Here is a 24,535-nt window from a genome sequence, read left to right as displayed (position 1 = left end):
GGCTGTCAATAATCCCACTGCATCTTCACGCCGACGCGGCCGTTCGAATCGGCGCCGACATCGCCTTCGATCTTCACGTTGTCGAGTATGTCGATTTGGACCACGCCGCGGCTGGAGTTTCCGGTCGCGCCCTGGCGGGCGCCGACATAGACGCCGGGCGCGACGTAGCGGCCGGCTTCGATCGTCATCTGCGGATTGGCGCCGCTGCCGGTCGAGCCGACCGACAGCCTGTCGAGCCCGAGACCGCCACGCAGACGGCCGAGAACGTTCGTCCCCGGCGACCGGCCCGTCAGCTCGGCGAGGCCTTGAGCCGCCTGTGCCAGCTCGAAGGGACTGAGGCTCGAGGACGGCTTGCCGAACAGCAGCATGGCCATCGCCTCGTCCGCCGGCAGGGAGGGGATCGAGGTGACGCTGATGGTCGGCGTGCGCGCGGTGCCGCCGATTGCGACATTGATGGTCGTCGACTGCACGCTGGTGCTGGCGACGAAATCGAGCCTGGGATCGACCTGGTCGAGATTGTCGAGCGTCACCACGCCGCGGCGAAAGGTGAGCCGCCGGCCAGCCAGATCGAACTCGCCGCGCCGCATGGTCAAGCCGCCCACGACGGTCGGTGCGGCTGGCGATCCGCCGACCTGCAGGTCGCCCGACATCTCGGCATCGAGGCCGCGTCCGCGCACGAATACCGCTTGCGGCGCCCGGATCGCCAGCGCAAGCCGGATCGGCGTCGCAGTCTCGGCCGGAGGTCGCCGGGCTGCGGGCTGGGCGGAGGGCGGCGGCGCGCCAGGCTTGTTGATCTCACGCACCTCGATCGTGGGAAAATCGGCGGATTGCTGCGAGCCGACGAAGATTTCGGCCCGATCGATCGTGATCGGCCCGGAAATGTCGATACCGCTGGCCGTCGACCCGGAAACCTCCAGGCTGCTCGAAATCACGGCCACGAGGTCGGGCCGGTTGACCAGCAAGGCATTGCGGCTGGTCACCGAAATGTCGGGGGCCACGCCCTGCGCGGCATCGAGCCGGACGGTGCCGGTCGCGGATAGAGTTCCATTGCGTCCGGTCTGGAACGTGAGGCGCTGGACTTGCACCGTGTCGCCCTGCAGGGCGATCCGCCCTTCGCCACCGCTCAATCGCATGCCCGACTCCGGCAGGGCGACAGCGCCGTTGGTGAAGTCGATGCCGCCGCTACCGCTGATCCTCGAGCCCGACAGGTCGAGCGTGAGATTCGGCCGCAGCGTTCCGGTAATGTTGCGGAGGTCGTTGCCGAGCAGCGGCGCGAAGGGAGCGACATCGATCGTGCCGGTTACCGTGGCGGAACCCGACAGAGGGCCTGCGCCGCTTGGAATGGTCGCCTTGCCCTTGAGCGTGAGGTTGGTCGCGCCGCCGGCACGAAGACGAGCATCGACGCTCGCCTGGTTGCCCGAAACCGCGCCCGATCCCTGGACCGACAGGGCTGGAATCAGCGCGGCATCCGGACGACGAAAGCGCGCGCCCGTGACGCTGTAGGTCGCGTCGACCTGCGGTGTGGCCATGGCGCCGCGAACCTGGATTTTCGCCTGCGCCGTCCCATCGAGATTGGTTCCAGGCGCGACGGTATCGATCAGCGACAGCGGTAAGGCGGACAGTTCGAGCTGCAGGTCGCTCGCGATCGGGTCGATCGTGCCGCGCGCCGACAGCCGGCCGCCGCCAAGTCGAAAATTGGTCGGATCCAGGGATATGCGCGAACCGGCAATGCGCAGGCGGGTCGGTGCTGTCAGGGCGACAGGTATCCCCGAATGCCGTCCCTCGAAGCGCGACAGGCTGACCTGGATGTCGTTTCCGTCGGGTTCGACCTTGCCACGCATGCTGGCGTCCGTGCGCGAGCCCGTGGCCTGGAGTGCAACGACCAGTCCTTGTCTGTTGCCATTGGCTGTCGCCGTGACGCGGTTGATGTCGCCCGCACCTTTCATGCCGCCGACGGTGAGCGTCGCGTCGGTGGTAGCGGTATTGAGCGGGTCCTTGACGGTCCCCTTCAGGTCGAGGGAGGCTATCGACGTGGTGCCGCTGCTCAGTCCCTTGCCCTGCATTGTCACCGTCACCAGGCCGGCGGCAGCGGGATCGGAAGCAGCCTGCTTATCAGGTGGGATATCGGCAGCCGTAATCTCCAGGTCGAGCGAGCCGGCGAGATCGGTGCCGACAAGAGGCACTGCATCCTGCAAGCGCGCGATCTGCAATTGAGCCCGTCCCGATCGCCGCGTCCGGGTGATCGCGAGATCGGCAATGTTCAATACGGCGCTCGCCCATTGGCCCTGGAAGGTCGGCACGGCGAGGCCGTCTCTATCGTAGCGAAAACGTCCCTCCAGCGAGAGGCGCTGGTTTGCCAGATCACCGTTGGTCGCCAGTGTGCCCTGGATCACGCCGGTCGGGTCGCGTGACAGCGACGTCGACATCGACAGGCGCCGCGACGTCAGTGGGCCCTGGCGAAGGTCGCTCGCCTCCCCTGTCACGCTCAGGTCGGTGCCGGCTTCGCTCTGGTGGATGGTCGCAGCGAGTTTGGTACTGCCGGCAAGATCGGGCTGGAGCAAGCCGAGCCTTGGCAGGTCGAGCGACAGATCGAGATCGGCAGCTTGCGCCTGCCCTCGACCGGCAATAGTCAGCGCCGCGCCGTCGGCCGAGACACGCACATCGCTCAGCGTCCAGGACTGGTCGAAATGCCAGGAAGCTGCTCCCGAGAGCTCGATCTTCATCTTGCTCAAGTCGGCGGGCAACCCGGCGACACCGATGTTGTTGGCCGCTCCCTCCCAAGACAGCGACACGCCCTCGGCATCCGATGTCGCGGTCACATCCCAGGTCCCCCGTCCCGCAATCGGCCGCTCGGCTAAGGCCGAGAAGACGGCAAAGTCTGGGAGCGTGACGGTCGCCTTCAACGCTCCGACCTTGCTCGCCAGGACGTAGGAGCCCTCCCCTTTAACCAAAGCCGGCGCGGATCCGAGGTCGAACGATCGCATGGTGACTTTGCCGTCAGCGACGCCGAGTGTGGCGTCCAGCCGCACCGCTCCCGGCGGCGGCAATTGAGTGTCGATTGCCGTCAGGGATACGTCTGCGGCGGTCGCAGTGAGCACGACCGAACCCTGCGGCACTGTCGCCAGCGACCCGACATCGGCTTTGACCCGCAGATGCAGACCGCGCCAGGCGACACCACCTGCCAGCGGGCCGAGCGCACCCGGTTCACGGGAGTCTATCGTCGCCGTCGTGTCCAGGCGATCGCCGATCCTGTCGTAGCGAGCCGACGCCTCAACCGAGAGCGGCGCGGCGGTGAGCTTGAGGCTGTTCACGACGACGAGCTTGTCGTCGACCCTGGCTTGGGCATCGAGACGGATCGGTGCGCGCAGGGCGTCGGCGAGGGGGCCTTGCAGCAGGCCGGGTGCTTCGGAATCGATGTGGGCGACGATGTTCGTCCCCTCGCCGTTTGCTTCCCATGTCAGCTTGCCAGCCACCCGAACGGCATCGGCGGCTGCCATGTTCAGATCGGCTTGCCCGGAGCTCGCATCGCCGCGCGCCCCGAGGTGAATTGACAGATTTTCGATGTCGGGCCGCTCCAGCAGCGCGGCAACGACCCCGCCGCGCTGCTCGTTCAGGCTCACTTGGCCATCGACCGATTTCTGTCGGGCATCGAACCGGACATCGGCTGCGAACTTGCCGGTCGGCCCATCGATGCGCATGCCGTCGAGGACCAGCCTCCCCTGGACGAGATCGGCAGGCAGGTGCGCGTTTCCCGCGATCTTCCAGCGCGAATCGATGCCGGCCAACGCAGCCCCGAGATGGAGGTCGGCGATCGACAGATCCAGAAGATCGACCTCGAGCGGCAGCGTCAACGGAGCGCTGCTCTTGTTCGTGTCTGGCGCCGCGCTGAGCTGCGGTTGGCGCACGACTGCGAGCCGATCGGCGGAGAGGATTTCGATCCGCAGCCGCCGTACGAGCAAGGAGGCGAACGACCAGCGAAGGCGCAGATTGTCGGCCGTCATCCAGGGGCCGTCCCGGTCGCGATAGACAAGGCGTTCCACCGTCAGGTCCGTCGGAAAGAAGCCGTGGAGGCCCGCAATCTCCAGGCCGCCGTCGGGCGTTGTCATCAGATCGGACACGAGAGAGGCGACAGCGCGCTTCCCCGGCGCGGTCTGCAGCGCCGCGAAGGCGAACGCCAGGACAACGACGACGCCGACCGCGATCTTTGCGAGGAGACGGAGCCAGCGCATCAAAAGGCCTGTCCCAGGCTGACATAGACGCCGAACGCCGGATCGCCCTCGCGGCGGTTGACCGGAAAGCCGACATCGAGGCGCACCGGCCCGAAGTCGGTGTAGTAACGGAAACCGGCACCCGCGCCTACCCGTGGCGCAAACAGCGAGAAATCGGGAAAGAAGTATGGATACGAGCTCCCCGCATCGACGAACGCCACGGCCCCGAACGACCTGCCGATGCGCTGGCGCAATTCGACGCTCGCCTCGACGACGCTTGCCCCGCCGAGCGGGTTGTTGAACGCATCGCGCGGCCCCGCGCTCTGGAAGACGAAGCCGCGTACCGAGCCCCCGCCGCCGGCATAGAAGAACTTGTCGGGCGGAATGCCGCCGATGCTGATGGCCGGCTCGCTGCCGAGCGAGCCTCGGGTGGCCAGCACCGTCCGTCCCGGCTCGGCGAGGTCGACGTAGGTGCGCCCGGTGAGACGCAAGACGGTGAAGAAATCGCCGGACGGCCCGACGCTGAACCATGGCGTCACTTCGCCATCGATGCGATAGCCCCTGGTCGGATCGAGATCGTTGTTCGTGCGGTTGTACAGAATGGAGAACGGCAGGCCGATGAGCTGATAGTTGATGGTGACGCCGTTGCGGGTGATCTGCGAGATCTCGCCGGCGAGTCCGCCGCGTGCTTGCAGCCTCGGCGAGAACACCCGGTCGAGCCCGGCGTAGGTCGTCACCGCCTTGCGCGTGTAAGCGTCCAGCACCTCGCGCAAGCCCGCCGCTTCGAGGCGGGCGTCCTGGCCGGACAGCCACCAGTCCGGCTTGCGGAAGGCTGCACGGAAGGCAAAGCCCGTGTCGAGGATGGCATAGCCTTGACCGAGGTGATTGATCTCGGCCGACAGGCGCAGGCTTTCGGCCTGGCCGAACAGATTGCGATGCACCCAGAATCCGTTGATGGAGAAGCCGAGCTGGGTCTCGTAGCTCAAGCCGAAGCCGATCGAGCGCGACAGCCGATCTGTCAGCTCGACGTCGATCGGCAGCTCGCCGTTGGCATAGAGCGCGGACGCCTGCCGGATGCGCACCGAATTGAACGTGCCGATCGACGTCAGCCTGCCGCGCATCGCCTCGACCTTGTCCGGGTCGTACGGTTCACCCGCCTTGAACGGAACGCGGCGCTGCAACCAGGTCATGTCGACCTTGTCGCTGCCGGAAAACCGCACCGGCCCCATCTTGGCGGGCGGGCCGGTCTCGACGATGAAGGTGATCTCCGCTTCCTGCGTAGCGTGATCGATCACGACCTCGCGCTTGTCGATCCTGGCCAGCGCGTAGCCTTCCTTGCGCAGCTCACCGAGCAGCTTCTCTTGGGCGCCGAGAATCGCGGCAGCGTCGGCCGGATCGCCCGTCGTCAGGCCAAGCCTGCCGCGGTCGATACCGGGCAAGGAGGTGTGGGATTGCGGCGGCCGAATCGCGATGTCGGCGACGCGAAAGCGCGGTCCGGTCGCGACCTCGACGGAAATGGAGACGGGTTCGTTGTCCGGCCGGGCGTCGATGGCATCGAGCGCGCTGGCGTCGGCGATCGGCTTGCCGTCGACGGTCGCGCTGATCGTGCCGCCATAGTAGCCGCGTGATCGCAGCGCCGTGTTGACCTTGGCCGCGACCGCTTGTGCGCCCTGCAGCACGCCCAGGCTGTCACCGGACAGCGGTTGCGATTTTTCGAAGCTTTCGACGAGCTCCTCGAGCTCACCCTGCATTGCCGCGTCGCCCGTCACCACGAGGACGATACGGCCGGTGCGCGCCTCGGCACTCCGGCAAGGGCCGAGGGCCAGCAAGGCGCCGATCGCCAGGATGCAGCTCAACCAGGCCCAACCCCTGGCGCTCCAACGCCAGACGATACCTATTGCGTGGTAGCAACGCATATCTACTGAACACCAACGCGCGGCGGCGCGAATGGATGCATGCCGCAACGGAATTGTGCCAAACTGGCGCCAGCGAGGAGACGGCGATGAGCGACATATGGGTTCAGCCGACCGGTGGTGCGCTGGGCGCCGACATACATGGTGTCGACCTTTCCAGGCCGATCGGCGACTCTGTCTTTCAACGGATCCTGCAGGCCTGGAGTGAACATCTTGTCCTGCGGTTCTCCGGGCAGAAGATCGACGACGACATGCTGATGGCCTTCAGTGCTCGCTTCGGCGACCTCGATCGCGTGCCTATTGCCGCTGCCGGCTTCGACCGCACCGATTCGGTTCTGCCGAAAGAGGCCGAAGCGTGGGTCGCGGTGATCTCCAGCATCGTGCACAATGGCAAGCCGGTCGGCGGGCTGGGAAGCTACGAACTCGTCTGGCACACCGATATGTCCTACAACCCCTTGCCGCCGCGCGCGAGCCTGCTTTACGCACTGGAGGTGCCGCCCGATGGCGGCAATACCGGCTTCCTCAACATGTATTCTGCCTACGAGACGTTGCCGGACGATCTCAAGCGCGCGATCGAAGGCCGAACCTGCATCCACGATTCGAGCCGCAACTCGGCCGGCGAATTGCGCAAGGGTTACCAACGCACGCTCGATGTCCGCCAGACACCGGGCGCGGTCCATCCGCTCGTGCGAAAGCATCCGGTGAGCGGACGCAAGGCGCTGTTTCTCGGTCGCCGGCCCGGCGCCTACATTCACGGCCTGTCGGTCGAAGACAGCGAGACGCTGCTCGACGCGGTGTGGCAGCACGCCACGCAAGAGCGCTTCGCGTGGTACCAGAAGTGGCGGATCGGCGATCTCGTGATGTGGGACAATCGCTGCGTCATGCATCGGCGCGATGCCTTCGGCGAGGGCTTGCGTCGGCTGATGCACCGCACTCAAATTGTCGGCGAGCCGGTGCTCGCCGGTTGAGACGAGGCTTCGCTACTTCTTCCCCGGCATCTTGATCGCCGAAGCGCGACGCTCGACCATCGTCTCCTCGAAGGCGCGCGGATAACGGTGCGGCTGCGCCGATACCTTGTTCAGCCGCTCCAGCGCCTCGGGCGGCAGTCGCCAGCCGCCGGCGCTCAGCGTCTCGCCGAGCTGCCGGGCATTGCGCGCGCCGACGATTGCGCTGGTGATGGCCGGCTGGTCCATCACCCAGCGCAGCGCCGTCTCGGCCGGCGAGCGGTCGATCTGACGCGCCGTTTCGAGCAGCGTCCGAAGAATGTCGGCATGATTGTGCGCGAAGAAGCGGCCTTGCGATCCCCAGCCTTCCGCCGACCGGGTGCCATCGGCCTGGAGGTTGCCGGGCTTGTACTTGCCGGCGAGATAGCCGCCGGCGAGCGGCGACCACACGACCACGCCCAGACCCTTGGCCTCGCAGGCCGGCACCAGCTCCTCGTCGATGTCGCGCACGACCAGGCTGTATTGCGGCTGGTAGGCGTCGAAACGCGCCCAGCCGTTGGTGTCGCTGATCCACAGCGCCTCCATCAGGCGCCACGTCTCGTAGTTCGAGCAGCCGGTGTAGAGCACCTTGCCCTGGCGCACGAGATCGTCGAAGGCGCGCAGCATCTCCTCGAGCGGCGTCTGGACGTCGACATGGTGAATGTAGAGAAGGTCGATGTAGTCGGTCTGCAGGCGGCGCAGGCTATCTTCCACCGCCTGCTTGATGTGCAGGCGCGACATGCCCGAATCGTTGACCCGTCCGCCCGTTGGATTGAACAGCTTGGTAGCGACCACCGCGTCCTGCCGCCTGCCCTTCAGCGCCTTGCCCAGCATGGTCTCCGACACGCCGGCGACGTAGGTGTTGGCGGTGTCGAAGAAATTGACACCGGCATCGAACGCAGCATGCACCATGCGCGCTGCCTCGGCCTCATCGGCCCCGTTGCCGAATGTCATGGTCCCGAGACAGATCTCCGAGACCTTTAGGCCAGCGCGGCCGAGACGACGGTAGTCCATTCTCAGGCTTCCTTTTCATTCTCCTCCCCAGCTTGGTTGGGGAGGTGTCGCCGTCTTCGGCGACGGAGGGGTCATGAATCGGGCGGTAGCGGAAGAGCCCTGATCCCTCCGTCCGCGAAGACGCGGACTCCTCCCCAGCAAAGCTGGGGAGGAGTCACAGGCCCAGCATCGCCTTGGCCAGGACGTTCCGCTGCACTTCGGACGAGCCGCCATAGATCGTGGTCTTGCGCGTGTTGAAGTAGCGCGGCGAGACATCGTCGACGTACTCGCCGCCGACCGGCACGACGTTGCTGTCGTAGTTGCGCAGTTCGGTGAACGGCGTGCCGTACCAGCCGACCGCTTCGACCGCGAGCTCGGTCACCTTCTGGCCGACCTCGGTGCCGCGCATCTTGACCACCGAGGCCATGTTGCCCGGGGCATCGCCGGTCTTGAGGCTGGAGTAGAACATCATCTCGTTCATCTCGACAGCGTCGATCTCCATCTCGAGCGCCGCCATCTTCTCGCGCCACACGGGGCTTGCCGACAAGGGCTCGCCGGCGTCCATCTGAGACTTCGACAGGGTCTGCAGATGGCGAAAGGCCTTGCGCAGACGCGGCCCGTGGGCCTGCCCCCCGCGCTCGAACTCGAGCAGGTACTTGGCGTAGGTCCAGCCCTTGTTCTCCTCGCCGACCCGATTTTCGACCGGCACCTCGACGTCGGTGAAAAACACCTGATTGACCTCGTGCCGCATCGGCGTGCGCGTGCCGTCGACCAGGTAGATGGGATCGATCTTGATGCCTGGCGACTTCATGTCGATCAGCAGGAAGGAGATGCCCTCCTGGCGCTTGCCCTCGTTCGAGGTGCGCACCAGGCAGAATATCCAGTCGGCAAAATGGGCGTTGGTCGTCCAGATCTTCTGGCCGTTGACGATGTAGTGGTCGCCTTCGCGCACCGCGCGCGTGCGCAGCGAGGCGAGATCGGAGCCCGAGCCCGGCTCCGAGTAACCCTGGCACCACAGCTCCTCGGCCGCCGCGATCTTCGGCAGGAAGCGCTTCTTCTGCGCCTCGCTGCCGTACTTCATCAGGACGGGCGCCACCATCTTGATGCTGAACGACGACAGATAGGGCGAATCGGCGCGTGCCATCTCCATCTCGAAGATGAATTTCTGGGTCGAGTTCCAGCCTGGTCCGCCGTATTCCTTCGGCCAGTTGGGGCAAAGCCAGCCGCGCTCGGCAAGCTTCCGCTGCCACTGCAGCAGACGCTCCTTGGAGACATGGCTGGTGCGGCTGCGCCGGCTTTCCTCCGCCACCTCGACCGGCATGTTGGCGGTGATCCAATCCCGCACTTCCTTCTGGAAGGCAAGCTCCTGGTCGTTGAAGGCAAGACGCATGACTCAGAGCCCCAGCATGACTTTCGACATGATGCCGCGCTGTACCTCGGACGAGCCGCCGTAGATCGTCATCTTGCGACCGTTGAAGTAGCGCGGCGCCAGCACATCGACGCCTTCCGGGCCGATCGGCTCGACATTGGCGTTCCAGGCGCGCTGCTCGGGGAACGGCTGGCTGTAGTAGCCGGCCGCCTCGACCGCCGATTCCTGGACCTGCTGCATCACCTCGGTGCCGCGCAGCTTGATCATCGACGACAGCGGACCCGGGTTCTGCCCCGACGCCAGCCGCGAGTAGAACTCCTGCTCGAACATCTCGAGACCGGAGATCTCGATATCCATGCGCGCCAGCTTCTCGCGCCACGAGACGTCGGCCATGATCGAGCCCTCGCCGTCCGGCATCGCCTGCGACAGCCGCTTCAGGCGCTCGAAGGCCGAGCGCAGGCGCGGGCTGTACGGGTTGCCGCCGCGCTCGAACTCGAGCAGGTACTTGGCGTAGGTCCAGCCCTTGTTCTCCTCGCCGACGCGGTTCTCGACCGGCACCTTGACGTCGGTGAAGAACACCGAGTTGACCTCCTGCGTGCCGGCGCGGTTGCCGTCGGCGGTGATGATCGGCTCGACCGAGATGCCCGGCGTCCTCATGTCGATCAGCAGGAAGGAGATGCCCTCCTGCGGCTTGCCCGCGCTCGAGGTGCGCACCAGGCAGAAGATCCAGTCGGCGGTCTGCGCCAGGGTCGTCCAGGTCTTCTGGCCGTTGACGACGTAGTGGTCGCCCTCGCGCACCGCCCTGGTGCGGAGCGACGCCAGGTCGGAGCCCGATCCCGGCTCGGAGTAGCCCTGGCACCAGATCAGGTCGGAGTTCAGCATCGGCGGCAGATGGCGCGCCTTCTGCTCGGGCGAGCCGTACTTCATGATCACCGGTGCGCACATCTTGGGCCCGAACGGCGAGGTGCCGGGCGCACCGGCGCGCGCCATCTCCATCTCGAAGATGTACTTCTGCGTCGTCGTGAAGCCCGGCCCGCCGAACTCGGTCGGCCAGCCGGTGCACAGCCAGCCTTTCCTCGCCAGCCGCTTCTGCCAGTCGATCAGCCGCTCCTTCGGCATGTAGGCGTTGCGCGCGACCTTCAGCTCGCCGACGATCTCGGGCGTCAGGTTGTCCTTCAGCCAGTCGCGCACTTCCTGCTGGAAAGCCAGCTCTTCCTTGCCGAAATTCAGGTCCATCGGGGGCTCCTCTCAGGGCGGCGAAAGTACCGCGCGGGGCCTGCGGGCGTAAAGCATCTCACCTCTTCTCATTCTCCTCCCCGGCTTTTCTCATCCTCCTCCCCAGCTTCGCTGGGGAGGTGCCCCGTCATACGGGGCGGAGGGGTCATGAGCATCAGTGGTGGTGCTTATGACCCCTCCGTCGCCGTATGACGGCGACGCCTCCCCAAGCGAAGCTTGGGGAGGCGAATCACGGTCACGCCACCTTCTTCGCCAGGTGCGGGAACATGGCGAGCCGCGCCGTCTCGTCCATCTCGGTCTTGAAGGTGTAGCGATCCTTCAGGGCGAGCGCGCGGACGGCGGCCGGGTGGGCGCTGATCTCGGCGAGATGGCGCTGGACGTTGGGCAGCTTCGCCGCTGCCTCCTGGCCGAGCACGAACGGCGTCAGGCGCGACCAGCCCCACAGGGCCATGTCGACGATGGTGTAGGTGTCGCCGCACATGTAGCGATGCTTGCCGAGGCGCGCGTCGACGATTTCCCAGTGACGCTCTGCCTCGAAGGCGTAGCGGTTGACGGCATAGTCGTTGGGCTTGGGCGCATAGGTCTTGAAATGCACCGCCTGCCCCGAATAGGGGCCGATGCCAGAGGCCACGAACATCAGCCACGACAGCATCTCGCCGCGCGCCTTGAGGCCGGGAGCCGGCAGGAAGGTCCCGGTTTTCTCGGCGAGATAGAGCAGGATCGCGTTGCTGTCGAACACTGTGGCGTCGCCATCGACGATCGCCGGCACCTTGGCGTTGGGATTGACCGCCAGGAAGGCCGGTGTGTGCTGCTCGCCCTTTCGCGTGTCGACCGGCACGATCTCATAGGGCAGGCCCATCTCCTCCAGGCACAGCGCCACCTTGGTCGGATTCGGCGCGGTATTGAAATAGAACTTGATCATGATTTCCCCTCCTCGACTGCACGGGCCGCGCGGGCCCTACTCCAGCTTGAAAGCATCATCCATCTCCTACTCCACCTTGGCGCCCGACGCCTTCACGATCGGCGCCCACAGCGCGATCTGCCCTTTGTAGAACCGCTTCGACGACGCCGGCGTCGACTGCACCATCTCCATGCCGAGAGCCTTCGCCTTATCGACGACCGACGGCGCCTTGATCGCCTGATTGATGGCGCCGCTCAGCTTGTCGACGATCAGCTGCGGCGTGCCGGCCGGCGCGAAGATCAGGTACCAGGTGACGACCTGCAGCGGAAAGCCGGTGATCTCCTTCACCGTCGGCACGTCGGGCAGCGCCGCCATGCGCTCGTCGCTGCACACCGCCACGATGCGCAGGCGGCCGCCATCGACGAACCCCTTGCTGCTGCCCAGCGTGTCGATCTGGAAGGCATGGCGGCCGGCCAGCGTGTCCTGCATCGCCGGGGCCGAGCCGCGATAGGGCACGTGCACCGTCTCGGCGCCGATGCGCTGCGAGAGCAGCAGGCTGCCCATGTGGATCAGGCTGCCGCTGCCCGGCGATCCGTAGGAATGTTTGCCCGGCTCCTTCTTCAGGAGCGCGATCAGCTCCTGCAACGTCTTGGGGCCGTCCGCCGGCACCACGATGATCATCGGGATGGTCGTGAAATGCGCCACCGCGACGAAGCTGTTCAGCGGATCGTAGGGCAGCTTCTCGTAGACCGACGGCACGATGCTCATGATCGAGGTGCCGATCAGCAGGGTGTAGCCGTCGGGCCTGGCCTCGGCGACGAGCTGCGAGGCGATGTTGCCCGCCGCACCGGACTTGTTCTCGACCACGACCTGCTGGCCCAGCGCCTCGCTCAGGCTCTGTGCCAGCAGCCGCCCGGAAAGATCGGCCGGACCGCCCGGCGGGAAGCCGCCGACGAACCGGATGGACCGATCGGGATAGCCTGCCTGGGCCTGCGCCGCCGGCGCGACGGCCCACGCCGACGCTGCCGCGAGAAACCCGCGGCGGTCGAGACCCTTCATCGTTTCCTCCCTTTGGCCGGCACTGTACGGCTATGCTGATCCAGGACAACCTTCGCGGGGACATAGGAGGAAACACCATGGCAAAGCGCATCAATCGCGCCATCGAGCTCCTGGAAGCCGACCAGGCGATCTATTACGACGGTCCCCACACCGGCCACGTGCTGACCTACGAGCAGGGCCGCAAGGACGCCAGGACGTGGGCCGACTACATCAATGTCGGCATGGAGCACGGCGACTTCGACATGAAGGGGCTGTCCGACTACATGCGCGGCCTGGTCGATGGCGGCCCGACCAACTCGGGCCACCGCACGCCCACCGTCATCGTCGAGGCGCCGGTCAACGGCATCGACGGGCCGAACGTCGCCTACAACGCCTGGCAGTTCCGCCAGATCCTGGGGCGCGGCGTGCACGGCATCCTGCTGTGCCAGGCCGAGTCGGCCGACGCGGTGCGCGAGTTCGTGCGCGCCTGCCGCTTTCCGCACCACAAGGCCGGCGTCGACAAGCTCGGCATCGGCAGCCGCGGCCGCGGCTCGGAGCCCACGGCGGCGCCGATCTGGGGCGTCGACCAGATGGCTTACTTCGCCAAGTGCGAGCCGTGGCCGCTCAACCCCGAGGGCGAGCTGCTGCTCGGCGTCAAGATCGAGAGTCCGCCCGGCGTCGCCCACTGCGAGGAGATCCTGGCGGTGCCCGGATTGGGCTTTGCCGAGCTCGGCCCGGGCGATCTGGGCCTCTCTCTCGGCTACACCACCTTGCAGCGGCGTCCCTACCCGCCCGTCATGGAAGAGGCCCGCGCGCGCGTCTTCTCCGCCTGCAAACGGAACCGCCTCGCCTTTCTCGAAGGCGCCACGCCCGACAAGATCGCCGCCAGCCTCGACGAGGGCGTACGCGTGATCTCGGGCCACAACCCTGAGGCCGCGAAGGTCGGCCGTGCCCATCAGAAGCGCACCATGCCGGTGTAGGAATTCGCGCGCGGGCATCCTCGCGTCCCCGGTCGCGGAGTTGCCGGCCGGCGGAGAATCACCCTGCATTTTTGCGTTCGGTGCGTTCGGTGCGTTCGGGCCCTTTAGAATCAAGGAGTTATCCGACCGCAAACCGCCGCCGGCAGCCCGTCGTTGCGGTCGGACCCGGCGTCTTGCGGTCGGGATCATCGGCGTGCGCACGATCATGCGTCGCCTCTCGCCAGCCCCTGAGCGCCTCGCGGACGTGCCGCAGCCTCTTGCATCCGCATCGGTGCTGATGGTCACGGTCGTGTCCTTCGGTTTGCCAGCAGTCTCGCGATCCGAGCTATCACGACACCGTACGCACAGGCAGGCCGGCCAGCCGGCCTGGATCGCCTCTGCAGCCAAAGTCGTGTGCACTTGATTGCACGCGTTCGGTCAGCGGAATGGAGTCAGCGCTGGGAACTCTTCCGCTGGGCATTTTTTCCATATGCAAATGCCCTGACCCGATTAGGGGGGTGATCCCCTACACCGCGATCACCACGCCGTCGTGGCCCGGGTCGGCGCCGCCGTCGAGGCCGTCGTCATGGATGCGGATGGCGTGCACGGCGGCGAAGCCGAACGTGTAGGGGCTGCGCACCACCGGGTAGCCCTCGGCCTGCAGCTCGCGTTCGACCCGGCCCTGGATGCGATTGGAGATGTCGATCGTGTCGGAGGTCGCCGAGAAGCGCGGCGCGCTCACCGCCTCGACCATGGTCATGTCGAAATCGAGCGCGTTCAGCACGACGTGCAGCACGCCCATGGCGATCTGCGTCGCGCCCGGCGCGCCGATGACGAGATGCGGCTTGCCGTCCTTGAAGATGATCGAGGGCACCACCGAGCTGAAACGGGCTTTGCCGGGGGCGATCGAGCCGGCCCGGCCAGGCCGCGGATCGAACACCCCCATGCAGCCGTTGTACATGAAACCCAGCCCCGGCGTGACGACGCCCGACGGCATGCCGAGCGAATGGGTCATCGAGAAGCAGTTGCCGTCCTTGTCGAGCACCGAGATGTGCGTGGTGTCCTTGGAGACGGCGCCCGAATTGAAGCGCGGCACCTCGGCCTTGACGCGGCGCATGATCTCGCCCGCCATGGTCTTGGCGTAGGACTTGGAGATCAGCCGCTCGACCGGCACGTCGACGAACTTCGGATCGCCGACATGGGCATCCTTGTCGATGGTCGCGCGCTTCATCGCCTCGCTGACGACGCGCAGGTACTCCGCCGAATTGTGCTCCATCGCCGCGAGATCGAAATTCTCGAGGACGTTCAGCATCTCGAGCAGCATCACGCCGCCGCCCGGCGGCTGGTTGGTCGAGACGCGGTAGCCGCGATAATCGCCCCACAGCGGCGGATTGCGCGTCGGCTTCCAGGCCGCGAGGTCGTCGAGCGACAGCAGGGCCTCGTTCTTCTTCATGTCCTCGGCGATCGCCCGGGCGATCTCGCCCGAATAGAACGCGTCCGCGCCGCCCTTGGCGATGGCGCGCAGGGTCTGGCCGTAGTCGCGGTTGACGACGCGGTCGCCAACCCGCTTGGGCGTACCGTCCGGCCGGCAGTAGAGCGCGCGCGCCGCGGCCGTGAATCCGGTGCGCTCGTGATTGGGGGCCCGGCCGAAGGCGCCGTCGTCGCTCCACCAGTAGTGAACGTGCGGCCGCACCGTCCACCCGCTCTCCGCGCAGGCGATCGCCGGCTCGACGATGCGCGACCATGGCAGGCTGCCGTGCTCCTTGTGCGCCTCGTGGTACATCTTGAGATTGGCCGGCGCGCAAATCGACTTGTAGCCGATGTCGTTGACCCGGCCCTTCAGGATGAAGCCGTAACCGTCGCGCGCCTCGCTCTCGATCAGGTTGGCCCACATGTCGGGCCGCGCGCCGAGCGGCGCCGGCGCATGCGCGTCGATGTAGCCGTGGAACTTCTTGCCGGGCATGTAGATGCCGCAGCTGCCGAAGCCCGCGATGCCGCACATCATCGGGTCGACGACGCCCTGGACCAGGGCGCAGGCGATGCCGGCGTCGACCGCGTTGCCGCCGTCGCGCAGGATGTCGGCGCCCGCCTCGGTCGGCTCCGGCTGGGGTGCCACGATCATCGCCTTCTTCGCGTAGCGCACGTCAGTCTCCTCCTGCCCGGCGGATGCCGCCTGTGGTGCCACCCTACTCCTGGAGCATGGACCTCGCGAAGGGCCGTCCCCGTGCCGCTTTCGCGCTACGGCGCGATCGCCCGACGCGCGGCTTCCCGCCGTCTCTCATTCTCCTCCCCAGCGACGCTGGGGAGGTGTCGCCGTCTTACGGCGAGGGAGGGGTCATGAGCCTCAGTCGCATTGCTCATGACCCCTCCGCCCCCGATTACGGGGCACCTCCCCAGCTTTGCTGGGGAGGAGAATGAAAAGCACGTTTCACGCTGGCCAATTCACCGTTGTCGGATTAGGGATGTTCTTGCGCATATGCGCATCAATGACCATGGCTAGGTTAATGAATCGGGGGGTATTGTCATGATGCAATCAAGCCGCCGTTCGGCCTTGAAGCTGCTGGGGGGTGCCGCGCTCACAGCGACGGCGATGCCGGTGCTGCCGGCGATGGCACAACAGACCGATCTTGTCGTGCCGAACAGCTACCAGAACTTCAAGCGCGGGACGATCCACAGCCTCCATCCCGAGAGGCGCATCTTCAACATCGTCTGGGAAGATCTGGGCCGCGTGAAGATGCGGGCCGCCGATCTCGTCACGAACTACCCGTCGCTCCGCGTGGGCAACGTCGTCGACACCCACTGGTACGACTACCTCGACTTCCTGATCGCCAAGAAGACCCCGGCGACCGAGGCCCAGGGCAAGGCGATGATCGCCAAGGGTGCCCGCCTCGAGGGCATCCCGGGCGCGCAGGAGCCGATCAGGCTCTGGGGCATGGACGGCATGGTCACCAAGGTCGATCAGGGCGCCGGCGTGCTCTACCTCATCAACGCCTCGGCCGGGCTCCCCGAGGAGCCGTCGCCCGACAGCGGCGAGGTCATCCAGTTGCCGCCGGTCCGCACGGCCGCCGGCAAGAGCGCCCTGGCAGGCATCAAGCCGGGTGACACCGTGACGACCGTTTGGAGCCAGCAGACGGCGATCAAGGCCACCGTCATCCGCTGAGCTCGAGGCTATCCCCCGAGGACTCCGGGATCAGGTCGACTGATCCTGGAGATCCCGGGCGGCGGGCCTCGCAAGGCCTTCCTGTCCGCATCGTGTCGGTGCTCAGGTTTGCGCCTGATCACGACGTCAGTGGGAATATGCGGTCCTCGACTCCGCGTGCTCTGGTGTCCGGCCTAACGAATCCGCTTCGCGACTTCGCGGCCCGCGACAACGACGATGACCGTCAGGCTGACGCCCATGGTGACGAGAAGAGCGATCGGGACGAAGGACACGGTCACCACCCTATCGACTGAGGTTGGCGTCGACGGCGACGGTCCAAAGGAGCGCCAGCATCCCCATCGGCAACCAGATCTCGACTGTCCCAACCATCGCCGCGGCGAGGCCCAGCCCCGCCAGAAGACCGCCAATCATTTGCCCCCCAGGAAGGCCTTGCTTTGCCCGTCTGTGCAAAGGGCTTCTATCGGCGTGGCGTGTCTTGAACGTATCGAGGCGCGGGGCAAGATGTATCGTCTGTGTCACGGCCGAGCATCCGATTCATGACAGGAAGCAGGCGCGCGCCGGTACGGGAAGCCGATCCCTTCAGTCGCCAGAGGTCCGGGCGCCGGTACTGAAAGGCAGGTCCATGACGCCACCCGTCGAGCCGTTGAGCCTGATCATCGTCGCGATCATGTATCTGGGCGACGTGGCGCCCTCGCCGCCGCACGCCACCGCATGGACGCGCTAGGCATCGTGCTGATCGGCGTCATCACCGGCATCGGCGGCGGCACGCTGCGCGACATCCTGCTCAGTAAGCCTGTGTGGTGGGTGAAAAATCCGGATGAGTTGATTCTCTGCAGCATTGTCGCCTTCGTCATGTATTTCCTGCAACGCTTGACGGTCGAGCGGCAAAGCCTTGTCGTCTGGGCCGACGCCCTGGGTCTCGCCGCCTTCGCCGTCGTCGGCGCCCACATAGCGGTCATGGCCGGCGCACCCGTCGTGGTGGCGGCGTTCCTCGGAATGGTGACGGCGTGCGGCGGCGGCGTCATCCGCGACCTGCTCACCCAGACGCGCCCGATGATCCTGTGCGGCGAGATCTATGCCACGGCGGCCATGGTCGGGGCGACGGCCTACGCCGTCCTGGCGCAACATGCCGTCACCGCCGGATTGGCCGGTATCCTCGCCTTCGCTTTGGCCTTGACCGTGCGCGCCCTGGCGATCGTGTTCCGGGTGCAGTTCGGCGTTTCGGGCGAACCCTTGATCCTCGTCCGCAGCGCCCGTGAGGCCGCGGCAATCGTCCCTCGACTTCGCGATTCGCATGGCCGCGTCATCGAGCGTTCGTCCTGCGACGGCGGGCTCGCCGCAGGCCGTTGAAAATCGCCGGGCGCCTTGATCCAGTCGACGACGCAGGAATGCGGCGTGGCTGCGGTCAGCATTTTCGTCGATCTGACTCAGTACACTTGGCGTGGACCTCGTGCGACCATAGGATGGATAAATGAGGAGCCTTCTTCGCAAATTGACAAGGCTTGGAAAGGTCAACGTAGACTCCTCGCCAGATAGAGCGACGGCAGAGGACATTCGGGCGTGCTTTCGCCTCATCCTCGGGCGCAAGCCCAATCCGGAGGAATGGCCCGGCCATTCTTTGCGCACGGGCCAAGACCTCAAGTCCGTCGTTAGCAGCTACCTACAATCGTCAGAATTTCACGCGCGCGGTATGCTATCCTCGACAGAATTCAGGCAGTACGCCCTGACAGAAATCAATGGCACAAAGGTGGCATTGTATCCAGACGACCTGGACGTGGGCTCAACCCTAGTTCATGGCGTTTACGAACCTCACGTAACTGCCTTGTTAAAAGCTCAGATAAAGCCAGGCATGCGCGTCGTGGATGTCGGCGCAAACTGCGGCTACTTCACCTTCCTCGCCAGGAAGTTGGTTGGCGAGCAGGGGGACGTCTTCGCCGTCGAGCCTCACATGAGCAACGTACGTCTATTGGTGATAGGGTGCCGAGAGAACGAATATGACAATGTCCATATTGTGCCGGTCGCCGCAGGCGCGCAAACTGGTATTGCGACGCTACGCGCTGCGCACACCAATGGCGTTACGAGCGATTTGTCGAACCTCGACGACATCATGGAGGTAACCCTTGTGCCTCAATTCCCGCTCGACTCGATCGCGAGCGACATTGATTTCATCAAACTCGACATTGAAGGACGGGAACTCGACGCATTGCGCGGATTTATTGCTGGTCTGTCGAGACGTCCGTTAATAGTCAGCGAGTTCTTTCCCGGTATGCTGCGGCTGCAGAACGTCACGGGTGAAGAGTACCTCCGATTCATATTCTCGCACCGCTACCGGATAGGGGTGATCGGCTCAGCCGGCGAAGTTCTTGCGTACCATAGAGAACCCCATCCGATTTTGCAGGCATACCAGGAAAGCCAAGTCGACCACATCGACATCTTTGCAGTCCCTGACTAGTGGGGCTCCGCTAGAGTCCCGCCTCTGCAGCGTGCCTCGCCTGCGGTATTGCACCGATCGCTACCGGCCCTCATCGCCGACTGCATCTGGTTCTCGAGCTGACCAGGGTCTGCGACGAGAAGCCTTTCCAATGGTCCATCGGCGCGTACAATCACTTCGGAGTTGGAAGTGTTGGAGTCCGCATGCACCGAGAGACCGTTCCGCTGACGAACTCGACATCGCCGCTGGCGGCTTGGCTACCCTGGCTCTCAATTGCGGCTTGTGCCCTGCTTACCGTATTGAGCTTCTTCAAGGGATTCATCTACGCGATCAACCCTTACGTCCATGTCTACTACGTCATCAACTACCGGGACGGGCTCATCAGAAGGGGGCTGCTGGGCGAAGCGCTTTCCTTGTTCGTCGATCAAAGCAACCTCGAAGACACGATCGCCCTAGCAGCGATCGTCTATTCGGCGACGAATGTCGCAGTAATGCTGATTCTCTTCGCCTGGACGATAGCCATCGAGCTTCGCCGCCGCGACCTTCTCGCGACCTCGCTCTACGCACTATACGCAGCAAGCCAGTTCATTCCGACCGTAGCCTACGATTCGGGATTTCTCGATGCCTACGACTACCTGCTGTTGCTGCTCGCGACCATCGCCTTTGCCCAGAAGCAATTGCTGATTGCGGCCTTGATCGGCAGCATCGCTCCCTTCGTTCACGAGGCCTTTGTCTTCTTGTGGCTCTGCCCCGTCGCCCTGGCGTGGTGGTTCAAGCCGAGCCCGCGCGTGCTCGTTGCGCTGTGTGCGCCGCTGATCACGACGGCCATCGTCTACTGGGTGCCGTCGCCCGAAGCCGGGATCGCCCAGATGCAGTCGGCACCATTGCCCGACTACATGAAGGATTTCGTCATCGCTTTTCAGTTTTCCCAGACGATCGTGTCGAGCCTGTACATCGTCCTATGGAAGATCGGCCACAACCTATTCAATTTTCTGATCGCAATCGGCTATTTTACCGTGCCGGCTCTTTTGCTCATCGTGCTCTATGGGCGCGGGCGCGCCGACGGGCGCGCCTGGGCGGCTCTCGGATTGGCGACGTTTCTTCCCCTGTCGCTCAATCTGATCGCCTGGGACCTGTCGCGCTTGCTGGCACCGGCATCCTTCTTTGCCATGCTGGCAGTCCTGTTCATGGAATCGGTGCGGCCGACCGAAGCGACCCCGCGATGGCTGCCCGCGGGCTGCTGGCTGGCGGCTCTGGCGCTGATCCAGGCACCCTTCGTCTACGGCTACGCCACGTTCGCTGCCATCGAGGATCGCAGCTTCGTGCGGGACTTGCCGATCGCCCGATGGGTCGCCTCGGGCATGACCTACTACGTGCGCAACATCCGGCCGAAGGTCGAGACGGTGACCGGCCGCGACGATCCGCCCGGGAACGTCTGGTACATGGAGGAAGACGCCTGGAGGGGAGCGCTGATACGCCGGCCAGGCACCAATGTCTTCGACGCGACCATGACCAAAGGCGGCATGGTGGTGCAGTACACTGCCGAGATCGTGCGCGACGGAGATCGCATATTCATCACGCGCGACGCACACGACAAGAAAGCCATGATGACATACGTCGGCACGCTTCGCGGCAATCGGGTAACAGGAACGTACCGGGGCGGGATCTGGGGTGCGATCGTCCTTCGGTAAGTAGAGAAGGCTCTCGCCAATGTGCGACATCGCTTCTCGCGCGGTGATGGATGATGTAAGGACTCCGTGCCGGATGCGCGTTGGGATCGATGAACTGGGTACGTCGCAAATCAGCAGTAATTTGTATCGTCAGCCTGGTTCTACTAGCGGGGTTGCCCCTGTTGCCGGTTCTACTCGGAGAGGGATGGCCGGCGAACCATGAAGAGAACGCCTTCGATGTGCGCACCTACATTCATGCGGAGCACCTGAGGCAGGGCGATTGGTTTCCGATTTGGGCTTCGGCTGACAACGACCGCTTCGGATCGTTTCAACCTCTGCTGTACCATAAACTGTTCTATGCGCTATCGGGACCACTGTACGTCCTGATCGGCCACATCAAGTCGGCCATGCTGATCTGCCTGTGGCTCTGGATGGCCGTCGGTGCCACGGGCACCTATGTCCTGTGCCGCGGGCTGCGATGCGGTCAAGGATTCGCGTGGTGCGGCGGCGTCATGCTGATCGTGGCCAATTACACGACGACGAACTGGCTGGTGCGCGGTGCGATGGCCGAGTTCTCCGCGGCCATGCTGGTGCCGTGGGTGCTGGCAGCCTTCGCCCAATGGCTGATGCTCGAGGAAAATCGTTACCGCGCCAGCATGGCGCTCGGTCTGATCGCCGGCTTGATGTTCCTGGCCCATTCGGTCCTGACCTACTACCTCGCGATATTGCTGGGCGTGGCGACGCTCCTGATGGTGACGACCCGTCAATTGTCGCTGCGCCGGCTGATGCCGATGCCACTCCTGACAGGCGCGGCCTCGTTCGCGGCAATCGCCGGTCCAGGCATGCTGGCGATGTACCTGGTTGGCCGCGACCATGACCTGAAGCGCATGCTCTCTCACCCGTACACGCCCGAGCATCAGATGCACCCGGCGATGCGGTATATCTGGGACATCGACTTCAAGTGGGGGAAGCTTTGGACCGGCTATACCATGCAGCTTGATGCGCCGGTCCTGGTACTGTTGCTGGGTGGGCTGATCGCGGCGCTGACGACTCGATCCGCCTCGGTGGCGGTGCGCCCCGGCGGGAACACGCTGACGGGCGGCCAGCGTGTCGTCGTGCTGGCACTGGTCATCGGCCTCGCCTTGTCGCTACTTTTGCAAACCACCTGGGCTATTCCGTTCTATCGCTACTTTCCGGGGGCGGCATATATCCAGTTTCCCTGGCGGCTGCTGGCGTTCATCACCCCTGTCATGATCGCTCTGTCGCTATGGCTTTGGCATACGGTACCGTCTGTGTTGTCGGTGCCGGTCGTCGCCGGGACACTCGCCGCATCGGTGTGGTTGAGCGGCGCGTGGGCGCCCGCGGTCTTTCTCGAGAAGCCCGTCACGCTCGGGCTGCGCGACCTTCATTACGGCGTGCTTGGCGAGTATGTTCCCCTCAAGGCTGGCGCCGTGTTCTTCTACAAGGAGAGCGATGTCGCAAAGCTGCTGGAGCAGGCAGGATGCCGACTCGAGGCGTCGCCAAGGATGAATGGTGAGCCTGCAGAGCAGATGGTGCAGGAGTACGTGCTCAACTGCGACAGGCCGGGCACCTATCCACTACCCCTCTTTGGCTCGCCCCTGCATGTCGTCGAGACGGGCGAGCTCGACAAGAGGCCAATCGGACAGCGCTGCGCCGAGGCACCCGAGGCCCCCGGCTTGTGCGCCGTTCGCCTCGAGCGAGCTGGGCGTCATCAGATCCGTATCAGGATGCCATCACTTGGCAGCTTGCTGGGGCTCTGATCCAGTGTCGCTTCCAGAGGTGGATTGCCCTGCCCTTCCCAAGCTCGCTATAGAGAATCCATGGACGGAATGCCGAAATATGGGGCGGATCGCGACCTGCCCGTTCCTGTCCTTCGCGTCGGCTGGGCACTTGCCATCGCGGCCCTTCTGATCGTCGCCACCGCTTTCCGCGTCATCGGCCTCGATCATCTGCCTGGCGTCAACGGCGACGAAGCCTGGTACGGAGTGCTTGCGCAGACCATCGCAAGCGGGACCGATGCACAATGGCGGACGCCAAGCGGCAACCTGCCAGGTCCCTTCCAGGTCGGATCGCTGCTGATCCTTCAGACGATTTTCCCGCCTTCCTTTGCACTGCTGCGGTCGCCCACCGTGCTGTCATCGATTGCAGCCGCCGGGCTCACCTGGTGGATCATGCAGCGCCATTTCGATCGGCACCCGGCAGTGATCGCGCTCATCTTGATGGCCGCCTTACCGACGAGCATCGCATATGCACGCTTTGGATGGGATCCTAGCCATGGGCCGATGATCGCCCTCGTCTGCACTGCTTTCGCGTTGGCCGGACAGCGACTGGCCTGCGCCCTGGCCTTTGCGGTCGCGCTCGCTGCCCATCCGACCAACGTCTTCATCGCGCCCTTTCTGCTTCTCACTCTGCTCGGAGTCGCGGCCGAGCGTTCGGGCTGGCGCGCCGCAGTGAAGTGGACAGCCCCGGCGCTGCCGATGTTCGTCCTCGCGCTCGGCATATTGGCGGTTACGAGCCCGCACGCTCAGGCATCGGCCCACCCGCTGACGATGCTCGCGCGCATCCTCGATCCCGCGCAATGGGCCAGCTTTGTGGTCCTGTTCGGTCGGCTGATCTCAGGCGACACGGTCTATACCTACATCGCCGGCGCGGGCTTCGGCGGCGAACAGCGGCTCGTGGACCTCGCCATCCTGTCGAGCTTGACCGGCCTGATCGCCGCCGGTCTCTGGATGTTGCGGCGGCGCCCCTTTGGCCGCGAAGCCGGCATCGTCTCCGGCTGGCTCGCGACCCTGCTCTGCTTCTTCCTAGTCGCTGGGCCCGACGCGATGGCTCCGCATCTGGAGCGCTATTCCATCTGCCTGATCGCACCGACCGTGCTGGCGACGACAATACTGCTTCGCGAGATCGGCGGACGTGGTGCGCGGATGGCTTGGCCGCTGGCGGCTACCGTACTGATCGGAGCGCTGCTCCTGATCGGCTTCCACCGGCACTATTTCGCCGCCCTGGAAGCGACCGGCAGTCTGTCGCATCGAACATTCTGGACCGGACCGGTCGAGCCCAAGGAATTGGCGTTCCGGGCATTGCTTGCCAATTCGCATCAGAGGCCGCGCCCGTTGCAAGTTGTGGTCGAGGATTGGTGGCTCTACTGGCCGGTCGCCTACCTCGCGGCGGACAAGCCGGTCCACGTGATTAATGCATCGGCGGTCTCTCCTGGACGCCTGCCTCACAACCCGGTCTGGCTGGTCTTCGCCGCAGGACCGCTCGATCGCCGCTTCGTCGCGACACCGGGCGCCGTGCCGGGCGATGCCATCGGCGGGACCGGGCGGACGGCGATACTTCGAATCTGGTGGAGCGTCCTGAACCAGCAGTGAGTTTGGCTACAAACCACTGCATAATGGAGAGCAGGACAACCACGCCGCTTGCATGCAGGTCAGCGTCTTCGCGGATCATCAGACACAGGGCCAGAGCAAAGCAGGCCCCGACACGGCGAGCGCGAGCGTTATGCAGCCTTTACCGCGGCGTTACCAGTGAAGGACTTCATGGCAAGCACCCAATGGCCAGCGAGCCGCGTGCGCTGCAGCACCGACAGACAGCAACACTTGCAGTAACGCCCCATTAAGTTGTCTTTATCACTGGATATTCTTGCATGCCAA

General features: G+C 65.0%; 17 protein-coding genes. 8 read left to right on the top strand and 9 right to left on the bottom strand.

The window, feature by feature from the left end:
• Positions 1-5: 5 nt before the first annotated feature.
• Positions 6-4,229, bottom strand: coding sequence for a translocation/assembly module TamB domain-containing protein (locus tag ACILR9_RS29490; RefSeq protein WP_395713550.1), 4,224 nt, complete (start codon positions 4,227-4,229; stop codon positions 6-8).
• Positions 4,229-6,064: an autotransporter assembly complex family protein gene (locus tag ACILR9_RS29485; protein ID WP_395713549.1), complete on the bottom strand. Its 1,836-nt coding sequence runs from the start codon at positions 6,062-6,064 to the stop codon at positions 4,229-4,231. Before ACILR9_RS29485 ends, ACILR9_RS29490 begins: the two co-directional genes overlap by 1 nt.
• A gap of 146 nt (positions 6,065-6,210) precedes the next feature.
• Between ACILR9_RS29485 and ACILR9_RS29480 the strand changes: the two genes are divergently transcribed.
• Positions 6,211-7,089, top strand: coding sequence for a TauD/TfdA dioxygenase family protein (locus ACILR9_RS29480; protein WP_395713548.1), 879 nt, complete (start codon positions 6,211-6,213; stop codon positions 7,087-7,089).
• A gap of 12 nt (positions 7,090-7,101) precedes the next feature.
• Here ACILR9_RS29480 and ACILR9_RS29475 read toward each other — a convergent pair whose 3' ends face one another.
• The 5 genes from ACILR9_RS29475 to ACILR9_RS29455 all read right to left on the bottom strand — a co-directional run bounded on the left by ACILR9_RS29475 (position 7,102) and on the right by ACILR9_RS29455 (position 12,662).
• Complete coding sequence (locus ACILR9_RS29475) at positions 7,102-8,118, bottom strand: aldo/keto reductase (protein ID WP_395713547.1); 1,017 nt, start codon at positions 8,116-8,118, stop codon at positions 7,102-7,104.
• Between the two features lie 154 nt (positions 8,119-8,272).
• Entirely contained in the window at positions 8,273-9,487 is a 1,215-nt protein-coding gene (locus ACILR9_RS29470; protein WP_395713546.1) for an acyl-CoA dehydrogenase family protein, read from the bottom strand.
• Positions 9,488-9,490: 3 nt separating this feature from the next.
• On the bottom strand, positions 9,491-10,702 hold the full coding sequence (locus tag ACILR9_RS29465; protein WP_395713545.1) for an acyl-CoA dehydrogenase family protein: 1,212 nt from the start codon (positions 10,700-10,702) through the stop codon (positions 9,491-9,493).
• Positions 10,703-10,937: 235 nt separating this feature from the next.
• Positions 10,938-11,624 (bottom strand): glutathione S-transferase family protein, encoded by a 687-nt coding sequence (locus tag ACILR9_RS29460; protein WP_395713544.1) that lies wholly within the window; start codon positions 11,622-11,624, stop codon positions 10,938-10,940.
• A 66-nt stretch (positions 11,625-11,690) separates the two neighbouring features.
• The gene (locus tag ACILR9_RS29455) at positions 11,691-12,662 is read right to left on the bottom strand and encodes a Bug family tripartite tricarboxylate transporter substrate binding protein (RefSeq protein WP_395713543.1); all 972 of its coding nucleotides are present in this window, start codon (positions 12,660-12,662) and stop codon (positions 11,691-11,693) included.
• 77 nt (positions 12,663-12,739) lie between these two features.
• Between ACILR9_RS29455 and ACILR9_RS29450 the strand changes: the two genes are divergently transcribed.
• On the top strand, positions 12,740-13,621 hold the full coding sequence (locus ACILR9_RS29450; RefSeq protein ID WP_395713542.1) for an aldolase/citrate lyase family protein: 882 nt from the start codon (positions 12,740-12,742) through the stop codon (positions 13,619-13,621).
• A 505-nt stretch (positions 13,622-14,126) separates the two neighbouring features.
• Here ACILR9_RS29450 and ggt read toward each other — a convergent pair.
• Positions 14,127-15,722 (bottom strand): gamma-glutamyltransferase, encoded by a 1,596-nt coding sequence (gene ggt / locus ACILR9_RS29445; protein WP_395713560.1) that lies wholly within the window; start codon positions 15,720-15,722, stop codon positions 14,127-14,129.
• 402 nt (positions 15,723-16,124) lie between these two features.
• On the opposite strand from ggt, the gene ACILR9_RS29440 reads away from it, so the two are divergent.
• Positions 16,125-16,760 carry a hypothetical protein gene (locus ACILR9_RS29440; RefSeq protein ID WP_395713541.1) on the top strand — a complete coding sequence of 212 codons (636 nt, stop codon included), beginning with the start codon at positions 16,125-16,127 and terminating at the stop codon, positions 16,758-16,760.
• Positions 16,761-17,042: 282 nt separating this feature from the next.
• Here the strand turns inward: ACILR9_RS29440 and ACILR9_RS29435 are convergent, their stop codons facing one another.
• The gene (locus ACILR9_RS29435; protein WP_395713540.1) at positions 17,043-17,171 is read right to left on the bottom strand and encodes a hypothetical protein; all 129 of its coding nucleotides are present in this window, start codon (positions 17,169-17,171) and stop codon (positions 17,043-17,045) included.
• A 300-nt stretch (positions 17,172-17,471) separates the two neighbouring features.
• Between ACILR9_RS29435 and ACILR9_RS29430 the strand changes: the two genes are divergently transcribed.
• From ACILR9_RS29430 to ACILR9_RS29410, 5 genes are all read left to right on the top strand, one after another.
• Positions 17,472-18,110 carry a trimeric intracellular cation channel family protein gene (locus ACILR9_RS29430; protein ID WP_395713539.1) on the top strand — a complete coding sequence of 213 codons (639 nt, stop codon included), beginning with the start codon at positions 17,472-17,474 and terminating at the stop codon, positions 18,108-18,110.
• Positions 18,111-18,231: 121 nt separating this feature from the next.
• Complete coding sequence (locus ACILR9_RS29425; RefSeq protein ID WP_395713538.1) at positions 18,232-19,212, top strand: FkbM family methyltransferase; 981 nt, start codon at positions 18,232-18,234, stop codon at positions 19,210-19,212.
• 182 nt (positions 19,213-19,394) lie between these two features.
• Entirely contained in the window at positions 19,395-20,882 is a 1,488-nt protein-coding gene (locus ACILR9_RS29420; RefSeq protein ID WP_395713537.1) for a hypothetical protein, read from the top strand.
• Positions 20,883-20,971: 89 nt separating this feature from the next.
• Positions 20,972-22,642, top strand: coding sequence for a hypothetical protein (locus ACILR9_RS29415; protein WP_395713536.1), 1,671 nt, complete (start codon positions 20,972-20,974; stop codon positions 22,640-22,642).
• A gap of 60 nt (positions 22,643-22,702) precedes the next feature.
• Complete coding sequence (locus ACILR9_RS29410; protein ID WP_395713535.1) at positions 22,703-24,253, top strand: hypothetical protein; 1,551 nt, start codon at positions 22,703-22,705, stop codon at positions 24,251-24,253.
• Positions 24,254-24,535: the final 282 nt, after the last annotated feature.

The organism is Reyranella sp., assembly GCF_044224635.1.
GTDB lineage: Bacteria > Pseudomonadota > Alphaproteobacteria > Reyranellales > Reyranellaceae > Reyranella.
The sequence above is the reverse complement of the archived record's forward strand: the minus strand, read 5'-3'. Positions and strand labels throughout refer to the sequence as shown.